Source organism: Alterinioella sp. B-7, assembly GCF_056857775.1.
Genome location: NZ_JBSXNT010000039.1, coordinates 569890 through 587959, shown reverse-complemented (window position 1 = coordinate 587959; position 18070 = coordinate 569890). Strand labels below are relative to the sequence as shown.

The following is an 18070-nucleotide window of genomic DNA, read 5'->3' as shown; positions in this document are numbered from 1 at the left end:
TCCTTGGCAGCGACGCTCGGGCGCGCTATGGGCCATGCTTGCGGATATGACACCCGCCTGACCTCGATCAACAGAAACGTAACGTCGCGGATGGCCCCATACCAGACCCAAACCCTGCGCCCGGATGCAGAGGGCATCGACCGCGCCGCCGCTTGGCTCGCAGATGGCCAGCTTGTCGCGCTGCCGACCGAGACCGTCTATGGCCTGGCCGGTGACGCCACCAGCGACCTCGCCTGCGCGCGGATCTTCGAGGCCAAGGGCCGCCCCCGCTTCAACCCGCTGATCGTGCATCTGCCCTCGCTTGAGACGGCCCGCAAGATCGCCGCGTTTCCCGGCGACGCGGAGGCGCTGGCCTGCGCCTTCTGGCCCGGCCCCCTGACGCTTGTGCTGCCGCTCAAACCCGGCCATGGCCTCTCGCCGCTGGTCACCGGCGGGCTGGAGACCGTGGCGCTGCGGGTGCCGGAACATGGCGTCATGCAGGCGGTGCTGGCCAAGCTCGGCGGACCGGTCGCCGCCCCTTCCGCCAACCCCTCGGGCCGCATCTCGCCGACCACCGCCGCGCATGTCCTTGCCGGTCTATCCGGCCGCATCGCAGCCCTGCTCGATGCCGGACCTTGCACCGTCGGCGTCGAATCCACCATCCTGGCCCCCGGCCCCGAGAGAACGCGCCTCCTGCGCGAGGGTGGCCTGCCACGCGAGGCGGTGGAGCCCCTGACCGGCCCGCTCGTTCCCGACACCACCCCCGGAACGGTGCAGGCCCCCGGTCAACTGGGCAGCCACTACGCCCCCGCCGCGGCCCTGGTGCTGAACTCCGACCTTTCCGATCCCCATGCGATCCGCATCGGGTTCGGCCCTGCCGAAGCTGACCTGACCCTCAGCCGCACCGGCGACCTGGTCGAGGCCGCAGCCAGCCTCTTCCGCACCCTGCACGAGGCCGACGCGCTGGCCACGGCCCGCAATCTCCCGATCCACATCGCGCCGATCCCCGACAGGGGCCTCGGCCGCGCCATCAACGACCGCCTGAGACGCGCCGCCGCGCCGCGGTCCTGACCGACACTCTTCTTCTTTGTTCCGAAAATATCCCAGGGGGTTTGGGGGAAGATCCCCCAAGCGGTCGGGCGAGGGCTCCCGCCAGGGGGCCCGAGCCCGATCGCCCCGCCCCGGTCGCCGCGGGGATCACGCCCTCCCGGCATCCCCCGACAGCATCAGCGGCGACACCCCCAGAAGGGCCAGCGCGCCCTCCCACTTGGCATCCCAATCGGTGCCGAAGACCAGCCCCGCATTGGCCTCGCAAGTCAGCCAGCCATTGCGCCCGATCTCGGCCTCCAGCTGCCCCGCGCCCCACCCGGCATAGCCAAGCGCCATGACGGCGCGTTTCGGCCCGCCGCCATGCGCCAGGTCTTCCAGCACGTCCAGCGTCGCGGTCATCGCAAAGCCGCCCGGCACCTTCATCGTGGTGGCGTCGCTGCCATACTCCTCGGAATGCAGCACGAAGCCGCGCCCGGTCTCGACCGGGCCGCCGAAGAGGATGGGGATATCGGGCGGGCGCACCGCCTCGATCCCCAATTGTCCGATCATTTCGGCAAAGTTCAGCTCGAGCACCGGCTTGTTGATGATCAGCCCCATCGCGCCCTTGTCGGAATGCTCGCACAGAAACACGACGGAATCCGCAAATCGCGGGTCGCCCATCCCCGGCATCGCGATCAGCATCTGACCGGTGAAATTCGTGCTCATGGCCTCTCCGGTATCTTCTTGCCCTTTAGAATGTGCGCAAACCCGCGCCCTTGCAAGGCGTGGCCCGGTGCCGGCGGGGCGTCATTTCGCCAAAACGTGACTTTCCTTTGCTCGCCGAAGGGTCTGACCGGTTTCCATGGCCTTCGCCCGCGCCTTCTTTCGGTCCTCGTCGCGGGGCCTCTTTCCCTGACCGCACTGCCCGTCACGGCCCAATATGGGGCCGCAGGCTGGCCGGATGGGGTGGACCCAGGGCCGATCCCGGGATCACCGTCCCGCGCAATCGCAGCGCCGTGGGTATCCGGGGGTAGCCCAACCGCGCAGACCGTCCGCGTCGACGCGGATGAAGAAAGCCTGCGTCGACGCAGGCTCCGCCCCGTCTCACGCGCGGCGCAAGCCAGATACGCCATGCGCCAGCAGCCCGACCAGCCAGGCGCCAAGGCAGATCGTGGCCGCGCCCGCGCCAAAGCCAATCACCGCCCCGGCTATCCCCTCGGGCAAGGCCCCCTCCAGCGGCCCGAGCGCGGCCCCCGTCATCAGCACCGACCCGACAGTGGCCGCAAAGAGTGCCGCCACCGCGAGCACCGCCAGCCCCAGACCGGCCAACATCCAGGGCGCCCGCGCGCCCGCGCGCAACCCGCGCCGGAACGCCAGCACCTGGCGGCCGATATCGGCCTGCATCGCCAGGATCGACGGCACCACCAGGAGCACGATCACCAGCCCGAAGGCCAGCCCATAGACCAGCGTGATCACCGTGGGTTTGAGGAACTGCGCCTGGCTGGAGCGCTCGAACAGCAGCGGCGCCAGCCCCAGGACCGTGGTCAACGTCGTCAGCAGGACAGGCCGCAGCCGGTCGGTCGCCGCGTCGATGATCGCCGGCACCAGCCCGCGCGTCTCGGCATAATCGTCCACCGTCGTCACCAGCACGATGGAATCGTTGATGATGATCCCGGTCATCCCGATCAGCCCCACCACCGTGAACATGCTCAAGGGCACGTCCCAGGCATTGTGCCCGTAGATCGTGCCGACCAGCCCGAAGGGGATGATCGCCATCACCACCAGCGGCCGGGTCCAGCTTGCGAAGATCCAGGCCAGCACCAGGTAGATGCCGATGAGGCACAGCGCGAAGCCGACCGCCGCGTCGGTGAGAAATTCCCCCTCCTGCTCGGCCAGGCCCGCCAGCCGGTAGTTCACGCCGAAATCGGCCTCGACCTGCGGCAGGATGACCTCGCGCAATTCCTCCATGATTTCCTCGGCGCGGGCCGGGTCGTCCTCGGAGATGTCGCCGGTGACCGAGACCAGGCGCAGCCCGTTCTCGCGCTGGATGGTGGAAAAGCCGCTGCGCGAGGTGACCGAGACGAGATCGGCCAGCGGCACGTATTCGCCCGAGCTTGACCTGAGCAGCGTCCGGTCCAGGAAATCGGCGGTCAGTTCGGCCTCGGGCAGCTCCACCCGGATCGTCGCGGTGCGCACGCCCGAGGGGAAGGTCGCCGCCTCGATCCCGTTGAGCCGGTTGCGCAGCACCCGCCCGAGCGACCCGATATCGAAGCCAAGCGCCTGCCCCTGCGGGGTCAGTTCCAGCACCAGTTCCTCGCGGTCATAGGCCAGGCTGTCCTCCAGTGCCGAGACCTCCGGAAAGGCGCCAAGCGCGGTCTGGATCGCCAGCGCCGCATCCTTCAGGATCTGCGTATCGGCCCCGAAAAGCTGCACGTCCAGCGTGTCGCCCCCCGGCCCGCCGCGATGGCCCCGGAAACTGACCGCCTCGGCCAGCGGATGGTTCTGCACCTCGTCCTGCAGGTCCGAAACGAACTGGAAACTGGAATAGGGCCGCAGGTCGGCGTCGATCAGCTCGATCGCGATGGAGCCCAACAGATCGCCATCCTTGTTATCCGCCGCCGCCAGACCCCGCCCGGTGGTGCCGCCGATCTCGGCCAGCACATAGGAGAGCGGCGACAGCCCGTATTCCTCCTCGTAGCGCGCCGCCACGGCCAGCGTTGCGCGCTGCATCTCGCGCATCATGGCCAGGCTGTCGGCGCGGTCCGCCCCTTCCAGCATGGCGAAATTGCCCGAGACGCTGCTCTGCTCCGGCGCGTTGAAAAAGCGCCAGGTGACATCGCCGCGCACGAAGACCGCGACCTGCCCCGCCAGCACCAGGATGACCCCCGCCAGAACCGGGTAGCGCGCCCAGATCACCACCCGCATCGCATTGCGGAAGACCCGGTCGCGGAACCAGCCAAAGCCGATATTGACCATGCGGCTCGGCCAGTCATACCAATGCCGTTTCGCGGTATGGGCCAGCGCGTGGGCCATGTGGTTGGGCAGGATCAGGAAACATTCCACCAGGCTCGCGATCAGCACCACGATCACGGTGAAGGGGATATCGGCGATCAATTCGCCGAACCGCCCGCCCACGGCGACCAGCCCGGCAAAGGCCAGCACCGTGGTGATGGTGGCGGAAAACACCGGCGCCGCCATGCGCCGCGCCGCGTTCTCCGCCGCCACGATGGGGGATTCGCCCAATCGTCGGGCCCGGAAATCGGCGTGTTCGCCAACCACGATGGCATCATCCACGACGATGCCTAGCGTGATGATCAGCGCGAACAGCGAGATCATGTTGATCGTCAGCCCGGCCAGGTACATCAGCGAAATGGCCGCCAGCATCGCCACCGGGATACCCGCCGCCACCCAGAAGGCGATGCGCGCGTTGAGGAAGAGGAAGAGCAGCAGCACCACCAGCCCCAACCCCATCAACCCGTTATCCAGCAGCAGGTCGAGCCGCCCCTGGATATAGTCGGCCCGCGTCCGGATCAGGTCCAGCGTGACACCGTCGGGCAGGGTCAGCTGCATCGCTTCGGCCACGGCCTCGACCTGTTCCTGGATGCCGATCGCGTCGCCCCGGTCCGAGCGGTCCACCCGGATCGAGATGGCCGGATCCTCGCCCACGAAATAGGCCCTGTCCCGGTCGATGCCGGTTTCCGTGACGCTGGCCACATCGCCGATGGTCAGCGCCGATCCGTCATCGTTGTTGCGCAAGACGATGCCTGCGATATCGACCGCGCTGCGCCGCGCCACGCCGGTGCGCACGCGGGCATTGGCCCCGGTCACGTCGCCCGCCGGTGCGGTATCGACCTCGGCGGCAATCGCCTGTGCAATCGCGGCCATGGAGACGTCATGCCGGATCAGCATGACGGAGGGCACCTCGACCATGATCTGCGGCGCGGCGACCCCCCGGATCGTGGTGCGCGTGACACCCTGATCGAAAAGGCGCGCGACAAATTCATCGGCGAAGCGGCCCAACTGGTCGACGCCCACCGGCCCGGTGATCACCACATCCGTCACCCGGTCACGCCAGGCCCCGCGCGTGACCCGTGGTTCTTCGGCGTCCTCGGGCAGGGTGTTCACCGCATCGACCGCGACCTGGATGTCATCGGTGGCGCGGCCCATGTCCCATCCCGGCTCGAACTCCAGCCGGATGCTGGCGCTGCCCTCGCGGCTGGTGGCGCTGCTCTCGGTCACGCCCTCCACCGACAGCAGCGCAGGCTCCAGCACAGCGACGATGGCCGCGTCCACATCCTCGGCCCCGGCCCCGTCCCAGGCCACGTTGACGCGGATGCTGTCGACGACCACATCGGGAAAGAACTGCGCCCGCATGCGCGGGAAAGTGGCCAGCCCCGCGACGATCAGCACCACCAGCAGCAGGTTCGCCGCCGTGGCGTGGCGGGTAAAATAGGACAGCACGCCGCCCGCTTTGTCAGGCAGCCGCCTCATCCGCCCATCCGGCTTTCGATCCGGGTGATCATGCGGGTGGGCACCTCGGGTTCATTCAGTTGCAACAGCATCCTGGCCTTCACGTCCTCGGGGATGAAGGCGTTGCCCTCGACAAAGGCAATGAGGCGCGCGCGGCGATCGGGGTCCAGCGCGATGGTCTCGGGCGTCTCGGGCGCGGCCTCGGCCTGGCCGGGGCGCAGCGGATCGACGCGGATGCCCGCCCCCAGAACCGGGGATCGCGCGGTGACGACCTCGGCGCCGTAGAGCGGCGGCGCGCGGATGATGACATTGTCCCCCTGGCGGCGCAGAAGCGTGACCTGCGCCTCCTCCAGCCGGTCCTCCTCGCCCAGAACCAGCACGCGGTTCTCGGCATCCAGCGCGGTGGCGGGGATGATGGCGACATCGCGCAGTTCCGGCTCCTGCAAGGCCACGGTCACGAAATCGCCGACCCGAAAGCCGCGCGTCTCCTGCAATTCGGCATAGAGCAGGCGCCCCGATTGCCCTTCCTCCACCGCGCCGCTTTCGCGGGTCAGGCGGGCGGGCGCGGTCACATCCATGCCAAGCACATCCAGCAGCACGGTCACATCGGCGCGCGGCAGGCTTCCGTCGGCATCCAGCAGGCGGGCATATTGCGCGGTCGAAACGCGGAAGGCGACCTCCAGCGCGTCGGCGTCAATCAGCCGCGCGACCTGTTCATTGCGGTTGACCAACCGGCCCTGCACCACCGCGACATCGGCCAGAACGCCGGCAAACTCGGCGCGCAGCTCGGTTTCCGCCAGCACGCGTTCCGCTTCGGCCAGGCTGATCTCGCGCCGCTCCACAAGGGTGCCGGTCTGGTCCAGCCGCGCCTCGGCCTGCGCCAGCGCCTGACGGCGGCTGAGCACCGCCTGACCGGCACTTGCGGCGGCCAGTTCGGCGGTCTCCAGCGACGCGGCCGAGCCGACGCCACGCTCGACCAGGTCACGCTGACGCTCCATCGCGCGGTCGCGCAGTTCGGCCTGACGTTGCGCGGCGGCCACGTCCTCGCGTGCCAGGATGACGGCGGCCTCGGCCTCGGCCAGGTTGCCCTCTGCCTCGCGCAGATCGGCGGCGGCCACATCGCGGGCCGAGATGGCAAGGGCGGGGTCGATGCGCAGCAAAAGCTGCCCTGCCTCGACCGCGCCGCCATCCTCGAACCCCTCGGCCAGTTCCAGCACGGTGCCCGCGGCGGGCGCGCGCAGTTCCAGGGTGCGGCGGCTTCGGATCTCGCCAAAGGCGGTCAGGATGGGCACCGTATCCACGGGCTCCAGCGTCACCACCTCCGCCGTGAACACCCGTTCACGGGCCTCTGCCGGGCGCCCCTCCTCGGACCAGCGCGCCTGCAACGCGGTCCATACCGAATTGCCCGCCAGGGCAAGCAGCGCCACTGTCAGCGAAATCAGGAACAGCCCCGCAAGGGAGCGGCGGAAAAAGCGCATCGGCCAGACCTTCGGCAATCGGTTCAGGCTATAGATAGAGTGTGCCCGCGAGAGGGCCAAGTAAAGCTTGCACGATCAGCCGCGTCATTTCCGTCGCTTGTGTTCATCGAGGCGCGGGAAAATCTCGACAAAGTTGCACGGGCTGTGGCGATAATCCAACTGCCAGTGCAGGATCTCGTCCCAGGCGTCCTTGCAGGCCCCGCTGGATCCCGGCAGCGCGAAAAGATAGGTGCCGTTCGCCACGCCGCCGGTGGCACGGGACTGCACCGCGCTGGTGCCGATCTTCTGGTAGGAGACCAGCGAGAAGATGGTGGCGAAGGCCTCGATCTCCTTCTCATAGACATCGCGATGCGCCTCGACCGTCACGTCACGGCCCGTCAGCCCGGTGCCCCCGGTGCTGATCACCACGTCGATCTCGGGGTCGGCGCACCAGGCGCGCAGTTGGTCGGCGATCTCGGCCCGCTCATCGCGCAGGATGGTGCGCGCGGCCAGGATATGGCCGGCCTTCTCGATCCGTCCCTGCAACACGTCGCCGGACTTGTCCTGGTCCAGCCCCCGCGTGTCCGAGACCGCGAGGATGGCGATACGCACGGGGATGAAATCCCGGTCGGGGTTCAGGCGATGCGGCGGGGTGGTCATGGGGCTTTGGCTTTCAGAAACAAGGGTCAGAGACAGGCAGGCGCGGGGTGGCAAGGGCGTTATCCAGCCAGAGCTGCCCTTCCGGCGTTCGGAGGAACTGCCGCAGGAACAGCGCATGTTCGGTCAGCCCGCAGATCAGCACATCGCCCATCCGGGTCCGTACCAGCGCCTCGAACCGTTCGGCGACGGTGGCGACGTCGGTAGGATCGGGCCGGACCCCGGCGGCATAGACGGGGATCAGCCGGGCGATGGCAGTGTCGACGGCATCCGCGCCACCGGGGCTCAGCGCGCCGGGACAGATCCGGGCGGCGGCGCTCAACTCGGCGAGGCCATTGGCAAGACAGCCAAGCGCATCCCCCGGATCGCGGGCGTCGATCAACGCGCCCTCCGCATCGAGGGTCAGCACAACGCCGCCCTCCAGCGTGATCCGCGACGTCTCCGGCCCCCCATCCAGATGCGCCGCGATCACCGCGTCGTAATCGACCAGGCCAAGCGGATCGGCCCCGGCGGGCAGGGTCATCAAGGCAAGCGCGGCAAGCCACCTCATGGGGTGACCTCATACCAATGCACAGTGGGGCCGAGATTGACGACAAGGGTGCCCCCGATCCGCCCCTCCTGCCCCCAGGCCTCGTGGATATGCCCGCAGAGCGCCAGTTTCGGCTGCAAGCGTTCGATCGCGGCGCGGATCGCGGCCGAACCGACGCTGGCCCCGGTCGCGGTGCGGTCGGCCAGCCCCTTGGGCGGCGAATGGGTCAGCAGCAGATCCGCCCCGGTGCAGCGGTCCAGCAGCAGCGTGGCGGCGTCCTCGTCCATCTCGACGGACCAGTCCCCGAAGGGCGATAGCGGGACGCCATAGCCAAGACCAAAGATGCGCAGGCCCTGTTCCTCCAGGCCCTGCCCATGCAGCACCCGCATATTGGCCCGCGCGGCGGCGCGCAGTTCCTCGGCGGTTTCATGGTTGCCCGGCACCATGATCAGCGGCGCGGCGAGGTCCGCCAGCATCTCCATCGCCTCCGCCAGCCCCTCGCGGAAACCGCAGAAATCGCCCGCGCCGAGAACGAGGTCGGCATCGACGCTGGCCGCGACCAGATCGGCGGCACGGGCACGCGACAGGTGCAGGTCGGAGAAGGCGAGGATACGCATCTACCCCTCCAACCGTGCCTTGAGAGCCAAGAGATCGGCCCAGGCCTCGCGCTTCATCAGCGGCTGGCGCAAGAGGAAGGCGGGGTGGAACATCGGCAGCGCGGGACGGCCCTGCACCTCGGTCCAGGTCCCCCGCAGCCTTGTGATGCCGCGCTGGCCGATGAGGGCCTGACACGGGATATTGCCCATCAGCACGACGATTTCCGGTGCGACCAGCTCGATATGGCACTTCACGAAGGGCAGCATCATGTTCATCTCGGGCAGGGTCGGGTCGCGGTTCTGCGGCGGGCGCCAGGGCAGGATATTGGTGATGTAGAGCGCGGTTTCCGCGTCGGGGCTGGCCCGGTTCAACCCGATGGCGTCGAACATCCGGTCCAGCATCTGCCCTGCGCGGCCCACGAAGGGCTTGCCCGCGCGGTCTTCGTCCCGGCCCGGTGCCTCGCCCACGATCATGACGCGCGCGGCGGGGTTGCCATCCGCGAAGACGAGGTTCGTGGCCCCCATGCGCAAGTCGCAATGCGGGAACCCCTCCAGTTCGGCGCGCAGGCTGTTCAGGTCGCCCGCCCGCGCGGCGGCATTGCGCGCCTCGACCACCGGGTCGGGCCCCTCCCGCGGCTCAGGCGCGGCCACGGTCGGCGCGGCTTTGGGCGCGGGTGCGGGGGCCGCTTCGGGCAATTCGTAGCGATTGAGCGGCGCCTCCCCGATCGCCTCATCGGCACCAAGTTCCACCTGCCATTGCAGCAGGGATTTCAGGGCATGAAAGTCGGTCGCGGGGTCCATTGCGCCAAGCTACGCCCGCTTGCGGCCAAGGACAATGGGAGTCAGACTGCCCCGATGACCGATCTCGTGATCCGCCCCGCCAGGCCCGAAGATGCGCCCGCGCTGACGCGCGCCATCGTGGCGGCCTATGCCGTCCATGACGGGCGTGGCCTGACCCTGCCGCCCGTGGCCGACGGCGTGCCCGAGGCCATCGCGGGCACACCGGTTTTCGTGGCGGAAGAGGCGGGAGAGATCCTCGGTGGTATCATCTTGCGGATGGACGAGGGCGCACAGATCGAAAACGTCGCGGTGACGGCGGCGGCGATGGGCAGAGGCGTCGGCAAGGCCCTGATCGCGCGGGCCGAGGAGGCCGCGCGCGCGGCGGGCCATGACAACCTCGCGCTGGCCACGCATGAGGCTTTGACCGAAAACCTCGCCCTCTATGCGCGGCTCGGATGGGCCGAAACCGGCCGCGAGGGGCAGAAGGTTCTGATGCGCAAACCCCTCACGAAAGGCGCACCGACATGACCGTAAGACGCATCGTCACCAATATCGCCGCCGATGACGTGGATGGCGTCGCCGGGTTCTATGCCGCCCTGTTCGGGCTTCGGAAGGTCATGGATCACGGCTGGATCGTGACGCTGGCCGGAGCGGAGGGCGCGCCGGTCCAGCTGAGCATCGCCAGCGAAGGCGGCTCCGGCACGCCGGTGCCTGACGTCTCCATCGAGGTCGAGGATGTCGATGCGCTTCATGCCCGCGCCACCGATATGGGGGCCGAGATCGCCTATCCCCTGACCGACGAGCCCTGGGGCGTGCGCCGCTTCTACCTGCGCGACCCGGCGGGGCGGCTGGTCAACGTGCTGGCGCATCTGGCTTGAGGGGGGAAGCGCCTTCCAAGGCGCTCATGAGCAATTTCGAAATTGCTCGGGCCAGATCGACGGCAGCATGTCACGCCTGCCGCAGCACCGGCCCCACCACTTGCGCGAACCCCGCCGCATCCTCGGCCATCAGGCCATGGCCCACCCCCGGCACCACATGAACGCCGACGCCATGGGCGCGCAACAACGCGGGGTCGGGCGCGTCCGGCATTACCTTTCCGGTCGTGCCCGGAAAACTCCGTTCGCCATAGACGAAATGCCGCTCCAGCCTCAACGCCAGGAACCGCGCCTCGAACCCCTCCTCCAACGCCACCAGCATCACCGAATTGTCATGCAGCGCGCCGGGATCGACCCCGCCCCGCGCGGCTTCCAGGAAATTGGCGAAGACATCGCCCGCCATCACCGCCGCGTGCCGACGCGCCAGCATCTCCGCGTAGCCGCCATTCACGAAATCCTCCCGGTCGAACCCGGCAATGGCCCGTGTCGCGGCGCCCCCGCCCGGTGTCACGTTGCCCTCGCAGACGATGAGCCGCGCCACCAGGTCGGGCCGCGCAAATGCCAGCGCGATCCCCACGGTGCCGCCCATGGAATGACCCAACACGCAGACCGGCCCTGTCCCCGCCGCCTCCAGCACCGCGACGACCGCCTCCACATGCTCGGCCAGCGACGAGCCGAACAGGGCCGAATGCCCGCTGAGGCCCGATCCGACGTAATCCAGCATAAGCGCCCGTCGCCCGCGCAATTCCGGCTGCATCATCATCGGCAGGAAGGTTGGCAGCGCGGCCGAGCTCAATCCCGGCAGGCAGAGGATCGGCCGCCCCTCGCCCGGCAATTCGCTCCAGCGAATGACCGTGTCCCATTTCGGCAGCGCCAGGTTGTGCATGTCGCCCTCCCCCGCCCCACCATCGCGCCGGACTGGCCATCGCGCAAGCGCGCCTTGTCGGCCCCGCGCCTCTTTCCTATAAGCGGCGGGACCGGGCACGCCGGTGGCCAAGGGATCGGGCGCATGACATTTTCCAAACGTCACCTTCTGGGGATCGAGCCGCTGTCGCCGCCCGAGATCACCACCCTCCTCGACCTCGCCGACCGCTACGCCGAGCGGGAGCGCACGACCGACAAGCACGCCACCGCGCTGGCCGGGATGACCCAGATCAACATGTTCTTCGAGAACTCCACCCGCACCCAGGCCAGCTTCGAGATCGCGGGCAAGCGGCTTGGCGCGGATGTGATGAACATGGCGATGCAGACCAGCAGCGTGAAGAAGGGCGAGACCCTGATCGACACCGCGCTGACGCTGAACGCGATGCACCCCGACCTGCTGGTCGTGCGCCACCCGCATTCCGGTGCGGTGAACCTGCTGGCGGAAAAGGTCAATTGCGCGGTGCTGAACGCGGGCGACGGGCGGCATGAGCATCCGACCCAGGCGCTGCTGGACGCGCTGACCATCCGCCGCCGCAAGGGCCGGCTGCACCGCCTCAACATCGCCATCTGCGGCGACATCGCGCATAGCCGCGTGGCGCGGTCCAACATCCTTCTTCTGGGCAAGATGGAGAACCGGGTGAAACTGATCGGCCCGCCCACATTGATGCCCGCGGGCGTCGCCGATTGGGGGGTCGAGGTCTATGACGACATGGCGCGCGGGCTGGAGGGCGCGGATGTGGTGATGATGCTGCGCCTGCAACGTGAGCGCATGGATGGCGGCTTCATCCCGTCGGAGCGCGAATATTACCACCGCTACGGGCTGGATGCCGAGAAGCTGGCCTGCGCCAAGGAGGATGCCATCGTCATGCACCCCGGCCCGATGAACCGGGGGGTGGAGATCGACGGCACCATCGCCGATGACATCAACCGAAGCGTGATCCAGGAGCAGGTGGAAATGGGCGTCGCCGTGCGCATGGCGGCGATGGACCTGCTGGCGCAGAACCTGGCTGCGGAGCGGGCGGCCCATGCCTGACACCACCTTCCACGCCGACCGCATGACCTACTGGCGCGCCCATGCCTGGCTGGCCGCCCTTGCCATGGCCGTGGGCATGGGCGTGCTGTGGCTGATGGACAACCCGCATGTCTGGACCGGGGCCGTGGGCGGCCTCTTTGCCGTCGCCGTGCGCGCCTTCTACCTCGCCTCGGACGAGGCCCGCGCCGAATGGACCCTGACCGGGACCGAGATCATCGGCCCCGAATCCCGCCGCATCCCGCTGGCCGAAATCGCAAAGGTCCGCACCCTTGGCAGCGCGGTGCAGATCATCACCCATGCTGGCGACAAGCACCTGATGAAATACATGGCCAGCCCCCGCGACGTGGCCGCAAGGATCGAGACCGCCGCCCGAGGGAGTGCACCATGAGCATCCGCTTGCCCGCTGCGCCCCCCGAGGCCACACTCGTGACCAGAAGCCAGGAGGTATCCCGCGATGACCGACGATCTTGACGTCCCCACATCCCTGCGCACGGTCTGGGTGTTCCGGGTCGATCTGCCGCAAGAGGCGCTGGAAGGCTTCCAGGAGGAGGGCGAGACCGGCACCACCCCCATCGCCGAGGCCGTGGGCGCGGGCCCGCTCGATCCCGATTACTACGAGCTTTTCGACGCCGCCTCGATCCTCGATTACGGCATGGCGGCCTATCTGACCGAGGCAAACGGCATGAACCCCGACGATGTGGGCCCGGATGCCGAGACGCTGGACGCGCTGACCGGTCCTGTCCTGCTGCTCTTCGATGCCGCCCTGCCCGAAGGGACCGCGCGGATCGCCCCTTCCGCCCCCCTCACCCTTGTCGGCCGCTACGAGGAGAAACCGCGCTTTTCCGTCGCGCCGCCGCTGCAATCCGAGGCCGCCGCAGGCGTCATCGGCGACGCGCCCGCGGATGCCCCGCAACCGGGGCGCCCCGGCTCCATCGCCTCGCTCGTGCTGGTCGCGGTGATCGTGCTGGCGGGGCTGCTGATCTGGGCCGCATTGCGATGATCGAGAACACGCATCCGCAGGGCTGGCAGGGCCTTTTGGCACCGGGCGAGACAATCCTCTGGCAGGGCCAGCCCGGCACCGGCATCCGCTGGCGCAGCCTGGCCTCGCCGCTGACGCTGATGGGGGCGTTTTTTACCGGCTTCTCGCTCTTCTGGATCAGCATGGCCACGTCGATGACCCGCGGCGCGGATGTGCCGTTTCCGTTCCAGATCTTCCCGCTCTTCGGCCTGCCCTTCCTGGCTATCGGTCTCTACATGCTCGGCGGCCACGCGATCTGGGACACGATCAAGCGCGCGGGGACGCATTACACGCTGACCAACCGCACCGCCTTTGTCGGCGTGAACCTGCTGATGCGGCGCACGCTGCTGAGCTACCCGATCGACCGGATGGACCGCGTCCTGCTGGAGGATGGCAGCCCCGGATCGGTGATCTTCTCGGGCGTGCAGGGCCGTGGTGCGACCCGCCCCGGCTTCTACCTGATCGACGACGCGCGCGAGGTCTACCGGATGCTGCGCGACGCCCGCAGCGCGCTGACACAAGGCAACACCGCATGACCACGCTTCTGGAAAACGCCCGCCTGATCGACCCCGAGGCCGACAGCGACACGCGCGGCTGGCTGCTGATTTCGGATGGCGTGATCGCCGGGATCGGCACCGGCAGCCCGGAAGGGATCGAGGCCCGCACGCGCATCGACTGCAACGGCCAGGCCCTGGCCCCCGGCATCATCGACATCGGCGTCAAGACCTGCGAACCGGGCGAACGCCACAAGGAAAGCATCCGCACGGCGGGGCTGGCGGCAGCGGCGGGCGGCGTCACCACCATGGTCACCCGCCCCGACACCACGCCCGCGCTGGACACGCCCGAGGTGCTGGCCTTCGTGCGGCGGCGCGGGGCCGAGGTGGCGCGCGTCCGCATGTTGCCGATGGCCGCCCTGACCAAGGGCCGCGCCGGGGCCGAAATGACCGAGATCGGGTTCCTGATGGACGCGGGCGCCGTCGCCTTCACCGATTGCGACCACGTGGTGCGCAACCCCAAGGTGCTTGCGCGTGCCATGACCTATGCCCGCTCCCTGGGCGCGCTGATCATCGCGCATCCGCAGGATCCCGATCTTTCCGCCGGGGCCGCCGTCACCTCGGGCAAATTCGCGTCTCTGCGCGGCCTGCCCGCCGTCTCGCCAATGGCCGAGCGGATGGGGCTGGAGCGGGATCTCGCGCTGGTCGAGATGACCCGCGCCCGCTACCACGCCGACCAGATCACCGCCGCCGCCAGCCTGCCCGCCCTGACCCGCGCCAAGCAAGCCGGGCTGGACGTAACCGCGGGCGTCTCGATCCATCACCTGACGCTGAACGAGTTCGACGTCGGCGATTACCGCACCTTCTTCAAGGTCAAGCCGCCGCTGCGCCCCGAGGATGACCGCATGGCCATGGTCGAGGCCGTGCACGATGGCCAGATCGACATCATCTCCTCCATGCACACGCCGCAGGACGAGGAAAGCAAGCGCCTGCCTTTCGAGGTCGCGGCCTCGGGCGCCGTCGCGCTGGAAACGCTCTTGCCCGCCGCGATGCGCCTCTACCATGCGGGCCAGCTGACCCTGCCGCAGCTGTTCCGCGCCATGGCGCTGAACCCCGCGCGCCGTCTCGGCCTGCCGTTGGGGCGGCTGGCACAAGGCGCGCCCGCCGATCTGGTCCTTTTCGACCCCGATGCGCCCTTCGTGCTGGACCGCTCCAGGCTGCGCTCGAAATCCAAGAATACGCCCTTTGACGGGATGCGGATGGAAGGGCGCGTGAGCCTCACCGTGGTCGCAGGCGAGACCGTCTATGACCGGAGCGCGCCATGATCCCCGTCTTCGCGACCTCCGCGCCGCTCCTCGCGCTCACCGCGCTCCTCGCCTATCTGCTCGGCTCGGTGCCCTTCGGCCTGGTGATGGCGCGGGTATTCGGGCTTGGCGACATCCGGGCCATCGGGTCGGGCAATATCGGGGCCACCAACGTGCTGCGCACCGGCAACAGGCTGGCCGCCTTCCTCACCCTCATTGGCGACGCGGGCAAGGGCGGCATCGCGGTGTTGCTGGCACGCGCGCTGCTGGCCGAGGACGCGGCGCAACTCGCGGGCCTCTTCGCCTTCCTGGGCCATTGCTTCCCGGTCTTCCTGGGCTTCAAGGGCGGCAAGGGCGTCGCCACTTTCCTCGGAACATTGCTGGCGCTGTTCTGGCCCGCCGGGATCGCCGCCTGCCTGACCTGGGCCGTGACCGCCGCGATCACGCGCATCTCCTCGCTTTCGGCGCTGGTCGCGGCCGTCCTTGCGCCGGTCTGGATCAGCCTCCTGGGCATGCCGCAGGCGGCCCTTGTCACGGCACTTCTGGCGGTGCTGGTCGTGATCCGGCACAAGACCAATATCGGACGGCTCATGCGCGGCGAGGAACCCCGGATCGGATCCAAATCCTGACCGTCAGGCTGCGCGCCAATACCTTCTGCTCAGGCCGGTGCGCCATCCAGCAATTGCGGATCGGGCCGCGCCGGAGACAAGGCCCCCACAGGTCGAATCTCGACCGCGTTCAACAGCCGTTTCACCACCGCCGGGTAGTAGATGAACAACGCAAGCCCTAGGGTGACGATGCCAAGCAGAATCCAGATCACCACATGACCGATGATCGAGGCCAGGTCGACCTCGACATGCAGATTGGCCACCGCGTTGCCTTGTCCGTCCACCAGAGAAGTCCGGTTTATCGGGGCCTTGAGGATGTAATAGGGCATCACGAACAGACCCAGGCCGAAGGTGACGATCGACAGCAATATCCAGATGATGAGCTGCCCGATGGCTTCGGACGGGGTGTAGGTGCAGTGCAACTTGTAGCCGTGCAATGTCATTGGAAAATCCTTAGGAAAATGGCGTATGTCACGTGACTATCGGCAGCCTCCGCCAACGGGTCAAGTCATGACTGCCGCCACCGCCTCTAGCCATCCTCCCGATACCGCTCCAGCCGCGCTTCCAGCGTGCCGGAATGCAGCTCGATCAGATGCCCGTCCGGCCCGTAGAAATAGATCGAATGCCCCTCACCCCGCACCCGCGCGCGCCCCGGCATGACCTCCAGCCCAAGCGCCGCGATCTCGGCGAGCCGTTCCTCCAGCTCTTCCTCGTCGACATAGAAGGCGACGTGGTTGTAGCTGCGTTCCTTCAGCGCCTCGCCGGCCATCACCGCAACCCATACGCCGCCGACATCATAGAACCGCTCACGCGAGAGCGAGAACTTCGTCGCGCCGCTTTCATAGACCTTGCGCGCCTTCAGAACCCGGATCAGCATCTCCTCCATCCGGTCCAGGTCGGCACTGATGAACGTGATGTGGCTGAGTGTCATGGGGCCCCTAGTAACTGTATTCTGCGTAGATGCGCGTCAGGTCGCCATCCCAGTCGCCATGGTAATGCGCCAGCAATTCATCGGCGGGCACCTGGCCGGTCTCCAGGCTCTCCTTCAGCGCGTTCAGGAAATGGGTCTCGTCCGGCACCAGCCCGCCCGCGCCGGGCCGCGCCCGTGTGGCAAGCCCGTGTTCCGCGATTTCGACCACCTGACGGGCGAGGTCACGCATGTGGATACCGTTCGCCTCGGCCTGCAACCCGCCGACCGAGGCCGCGACCCGCAGCCCCTCACGCGTCTCCGCATCCCAATCTTTTACAAGATCCCAGGCCGCATCCAGCGCCGACTGCTCATAGGTCAGCCCGACCCAGAAGGCAGGCAACGCGCAGAGACGCCGCCATGGGCCCCCATCGGCCCCGCGCATCTCCATGTATTTCTTGATCCGCGCCTCGGGGAAGGCCGTGGTCAGGTGGTCAGCCCAGTCGGACAGCGTCGGCGTCTCACCGGGCAGCGCGGGCAGCTTGCCTTGCAGAAAATCCCGAAACGACATGCCGAGCGCGTCAATATACTGCCCGTCGCGATAGACGAAATACATCGGCACATCGAGCGCGTATTGCGCGTAAGCCTCGAACCCGAACCCGTCTTCAAAGACAAAAGGCAGCATCCCCGTCCGCGCCGGGTCCAGGTCGCGCCAGACGCGGGAGCGCCAGGATTTATGCCCGTTCGGCTTGCCCTCGAAAAAGGGCGAATTGGCGAAGAGCGCGGTGGCGACGGGTTGCAGCGCCAGCGCCACGCGCAGTTTCTGCACCATGTCGGCCTCGGAGGCGAAGTCGATATTGACCTGCACCGTGCAGGTGCGCCGCATCATCACCCGGCCCATCGTGCCGACCTTGCCCATATAGGCATCCATCAGCTTGTAGCGCCCCTTGGGCATCAGCGGCATCTGCTCATGCGTCCAGATGGGCGCGGCCCCGAGGCCGATGAAGCCCACCCCGATTTCATCCGCGATGTCTTTCACTTCCCGCAGATGGGTGTTCACCTCGTCGCAGGTGGCGTGGATCGTCTCCAGCGGTGCCCCCGACAATTCCAGCGCGCCGCCGGGTTCCAAGGACACGTTCGCACCGTCCTTCTCCAGCCCGATCAGGTGGCCGCCCTCGCGCACTTCCGTCCAGCCATGCCGGTCCCGCAACCCCTCCAGCACCGCCACGATGGAGCGATCCCCCTCGAACGGCAGCGGCTTCAGCGTGTCCTTGCAATAGCCGAATTTCTCGTGCTCGGTGCCGATGCGCCAGTCTGCCTTGGGTTTGCAGCCCGAGGCCAGGTATTCGGCCAGTTGCTCGTGCCGCTCGATGGGGCCGCCGCCGGATTGGGGGATGGACATGGGGGGTC

20 protein-coding genes are annotated in these 18070 nt (G+C 68.1%); 9 read left to right on the top strand and 11 right to left on the bottom strand.

The annotated features are described in order from the left end of the window. Window positions 1-90: 90 nt before the first annotated feature. Entirely contained in the window at window positions 91-1050 is a 960-nt protein-coding gene (locus tag AC13C7_RS17845) for an L-threonylcarbamoyladenylate synthase (protein ID WP_482868269.1), read from the top strand. 126 nt (window positions 1051-1176) lie between these two features. Here AC13C7_RS17845 and AC13C7_RS17840 read toward each other — a convergent pair whose 3' ends face one another. From AC13C7_RS17840 to AC13C7_RS17810, 7 genes are all read right to left on the bottom strand, one after another. Beyond that, window positions 1177-1734 carry a YqgE/AlgH family protein gene (locus tag AC13C7_RS17840; RefSeq protein ID WP_172318042.1) on the bottom strand — a complete coding sequence of 186 codons (558 nt, stop codon included), beginning with the start codon at window positions 1732-1734 and terminating at the stop codon, window positions 1177-1179. Between the two features lie 378 nt (window positions 1735-2112). After that, window positions 2113-5499, bottom strand: coding sequence for an efflux RND transporter permease subunit (locus tag AC13C7_RS17835; protein WP_482868268.1), 3387 nt, complete (start codon window positions 5497-5499; stop codon window positions 2113-2115). Beyond that, window positions 5496-6956 carry an efflux RND transporter periplasmic adaptor subunit gene (locus AC13C7_RS17830; RefSeq protein WP_172318046.1) on the bottom strand — a complete coding sequence of 487 codons (1461 nt, stop codon included), beginning with the start codon at window positions 6954-6956 and terminating at the stop codon, window positions 5496-5498. The genes AC13C7_RS17835 and AC13C7_RS17830 overlap by 4 nt, the downstream gene beginning before the upstream one ends. An 84-nt stretch (window positions 6957-7040) precedes the next feature. Further along, a complete protein-coding gene (gene moaB, locus AC13C7_RS17825) occupies window positions 7041-7595 on the bottom strand; it encodes a molybdenum cofactor biosynthesis protein B (protein WP_482868267.1) in 555 nt (184 codons plus the stop codon). 13 nt (window positions 7596-7608) lie between these two features. Then, the gene (locus tag AC13C7_RS17820; RefSeq protein WP_482868266.1) at window positions 7609-8142 is read right to left on the bottom strand and encodes a hypothetical protein; all 534 of its coding nucleotides are present in this window, start codon (window positions 8140-8142) and stop codon (window positions 7609-7611) included. Continuing rightward, entirely contained in the window at window positions 8139-8738 is a 600-nt protein-coding gene (locus AC13C7_RS17815; protein ID WP_482868265.1) for a metallophosphoesterase family protein, read from the bottom strand. The genes AC13C7_RS17820 and AC13C7_RS17815 overlap by 4 nt, the downstream gene beginning before the upstream one ends. Then, a complete protein-coding gene (locus AC13C7_RS17810) occupies window positions 8739-9518 on the bottom strand; it encodes a uracil-DNA glycosylase (RefSeq protein ID WP_172318054.1) in 780 nt (259 codons plus the stop codon). A gap of 54 nt (window positions 9519-9572) precedes the next feature. On the opposite strand from AC13C7_RS17810, the gene AC13C7_RS17805 reads away from it, so the two are divergent. Together AC13C7_RS17805 and AC13C7_RS17800 are read left to right on the top strand one after the other, a co-directional pair. Continuing rightward, window positions 9573-10025 (top strand): GNAT family N-acetyltransferase, encoded by a 453-nt coding sequence (locus tag AC13C7_RS17805; RefSeq protein ID WP_172318056.1) that lies wholly within the window; start codon window positions 9573-9575, stop codon window positions 10023-10025. Then, window positions 10022-10375, top strand: a complete 354-nt coding sequence (locus AC13C7_RS17800) for a VOC family protein (RefSeq protein WP_172318058.1) — start codon at window positions 10022-10024, stop codon at window positions 10373-10375. The genes AC13C7_RS17805 and AC13C7_RS17800 overlap by 4 nt, the downstream gene beginning before the upstream one ends. A 70-nt stretch (window positions 10376-10445) precedes the next feature. Here AC13C7_RS17800 and AC13C7_RS17795 read toward each other — a convergent pair whose 3' ends face one another. Further along, window positions 10446-11258 carry an alpha/beta fold hydrolase gene (locus AC13C7_RS17795; RefSeq protein ID WP_172318060.1) on the bottom strand — a complete coding sequence of 271 codons (813 nt, stop codon included), beginning with the start codon at window positions 11256-11258 and terminating at the stop codon, window positions 10446-10448. Window positions 11259-11381: 123 nt separating this feature from the next. Here AC13C7_RS17795 and AC13C7_RS17790 point away from each other — a divergent pair, with 123 nt between their 5' ends. From AC13C7_RS17790 to plsY, 6 genes are all read left to right on the top strand, one after another. Continuing rightward, a complete protein-coding gene (locus AC13C7_RS17790) occupies window positions 11382-12329 on the top strand; it encodes an aspartate carbamoyltransferase catalytic subunit (RefSeq protein ID WP_172318062.1) in 948 nt (315 codons plus the stop codon). Beyond that, the gene (locus AC13C7_RS17785; RefSeq protein ID WP_172318064.1) at window positions 12322-12717 is read left to right on the top strand and encodes a hypothetical protein; all 396 of its coding nucleotides are present in this window, start codon (window positions 12322-12324) and stop codon (window positions 12715-12717) included. Before AC13C7_RS17790 ends, AC13C7_RS17785 begins: the two co-directional genes overlap by 8 nt. Before the next feature lie 66 nt (window positions 12718-12783). Then, on the top strand, window positions 12784-13329 hold the full coding sequence (locus tag AC13C7_RS17780) for a hypothetical protein (protein ID WP_482868264.1): 546 nt from the start codon (window positions 12784-12786) through the stop codon (window positions 13327-13329). Next, on the top strand, window positions 13326-13883 hold the full coding sequence (locus tag AC13C7_RS17775) for a hypothetical protein (protein WP_446118000.1): 558 nt from the start codon (window positions 13326-13328) through the stop codon (window positions 13881-13883). Before AC13C7_RS17780 ends, AC13C7_RS17775 begins: the two co-directional genes overlap by 4 nt. Beyond that, window positions 13880-15166 (top strand): dihydroorotase, encoded by a 1287-nt coding sequence (gene pyrC, locus AC13C7_RS17770; protein WP_482868263.1) that lies wholly within the window; start codon window positions 13880-13882, stop codon window positions 15164-15166. The genes AC13C7_RS17775 and pyrC overlap by 4 nt, the downstream gene beginning before the upstream one ends. Further along, window positions 15163-15774 (top strand): glycerol-3-phosphate 1-O-acyltransferase PlsY, encoded by a 612-nt coding sequence (gene plsY / locus AC13C7_RS17765; RefSeq protein WP_172318072.1) that lies wholly within the window; start codon window positions 15163-15165, stop codon window positions 15772-15774. The genes pyrC and plsY overlap by 4 nt, the downstream gene beginning before the upstream one ends. A gap of 29 nt (window positions 15775-15803) precedes the next feature. Here plsY and AC13C7_RS17760 read toward each other — a convergent pair whose 3' ends face one another. From AC13C7_RS17760 to AC13C7_RS17750, 3 genes are all read right to left on the bottom strand, one after another. After that, window positions 15804-16196, bottom strand: a complete 393-nt coding sequence (locus tag AC13C7_RS17760; RefSeq protein WP_482868262.1) for a DUF6693 family protein — start codon at window positions 16194-16196, stop codon at window positions 15804-15806. 86 nt (window positions 16197-16282) lie between these two features. Continuing rightward, a complete protein-coding gene (fosX, locus tag AC13C7_RS17755) occupies window positions 16283-16684 on the bottom strand; it encodes a FosX/FosE/FosI family fosfomycin resistance hydrolase (RefSeq protein ID WP_482868261.1) in 402 nt (133 codons plus the stop codon). Between the two features lie 7 nt (window positions 16685-16691). Continuing rightward, window positions 16692-18062, bottom strand: coding sequence for a glutamate--cysteine ligase (locus AC13C7_RS17750; RefSeq protein WP_482868260.1), 1371 nt, complete (start codon window positions 18060-18062; stop codon window positions 16692-16694). Window positions 18063-18070 lie beyond the last annotated feature (8 nt).

Coding starts and splice junctions, on each gene's coding strand:
- plsY (WP_172318072.1), top strand. CDS start 15,163: ATGATCCCCGTCTTCGCGACCTCCGCGCCGCTCCTCGCGCTCACCGCG.
- AC13C7_RS17760 (WP_482868262.1), bottom strand. CDS start 16,196: ATGACATTGCACGGCTACAAGTTGCACTGCACCTACACCCCGTCCGAA.
- AC13C7_RS17750 (WP_482868260.1), bottom strand. CDS start 18,062: ATGTCCATCCCCCAATCCGGCGGCGGCCCCATCGAGCGGCACGAGCAA.
- AC13C7_RS17780 (WP_482868264.1), top strand. CDS start 12,784: ATGACCGACGATCTTGACGTCCCCACATCCCTGCGCACGGTCTGGGTG.
- AC13C7_RS17815 (WP_482868265.1), bottom strand. CDS start 8,738: ATGCGTATCCTCGCCTTCTCCGACCTGCACCTGTCGCGTGCCCGTGCC.
- moaB (WP_482868267.1), bottom strand. CDS start 7,595: ATGACCACCCCGCCGCATCGCCTGAACCCCGACCGGGATTTCATCCCC.
- AC13C7_RS17820 (WP_482868266.1), bottom strand. CDS start 8,142: ATGAGGTGGCTTGCCGCGCTTGCCTTGATGACCCTGCCCGCCGGGGCC.
- AC13C7_RS17795 (WP_172318060.1), bottom strand. CDS start 11,258: ATGCACAACCTGGCGCTGCCGAAATGGGACACGGTCATTCGCTGGAGC.
- AC13C7_RS17800 (WP_172318058.1), top strand. CDS start 10,022: ATGACCGTAAGACGCATCGTCACCAATATCGCCGCCGATGACGTGGAT.
- AC13C7_RS17845 (WP_482868269.1), top strand. CDS start 91: ATGGCCCCATACCAGACCCAAACCCTGCGCCCGGATGCAGAGGGCATC.
- pyrC (WP_482868263.1), top strand. CDS start 13,880: ATGACCACGCTTCTGGAAAACGCCCGCCTGATCGACCCCGAGGCCGAC.
- AC13C7_RS17790 (WP_172318062.1), top strand. CDS start 11,382: ATGACATTTTCCAAACGTCACCTTCTGGGGATCGAGCCGCTGTCGCCG.
- AC13C7_RS17810 (WP_172318054.1), bottom strand. CDS start 9,518: ATGGACCCCGCGACCGACTTTCATGCCCTGAAATCCCTGCTGCAATGG.
- AC13C7_RS17785 (WP_172318064.1), top strand. CDS start 12,322: ATGCCTGACACCACCTTCCACGCCGACCGCATGACCTACTGGCGCGCC.
- fosX (WP_482868261.1), bottom strand. CDS start 16,684: ATGACACTCAGCCACATCACGTTCATCAGTGCCGACCTGGACCGGATG.
- AC13C7_RS17840 (WP_172318042.1), bottom strand. CDS start 1,734: ATGAGCACGAATTTCACCGGTCAGATGCTGATCGCGATGCCGGGGATG.
- AC13C7_RS17835 (WP_482868268.1), bottom strand. CDS start 5,499: ATGAGGCGGCTGCCTGACAAAGCGGGCGGCGTGCTGTCCTATTTTACC.
- AC13C7_RS17830 (WP_172318046.1), bottom strand. CDS start 6,956: ATGCGCTTTTTCCGCCGCTCCCTTGCGGGGCTGTTCCTGATTTCGCTG.
- AC13C7_RS17775 (WP_446118000.1), top strand. CDS start 13,326: ATGATCGAGAACACGCATCCGCAGGGCTGGCAGGGCCTTTTGGCACCG.
- AC13C7_RS17805 (WP_172318056.1), top strand. CDS start 9,573: ATGACCGATCTCGTGATCCGCCCCGCCAGGCCCGAAGATGCGCCCGCG.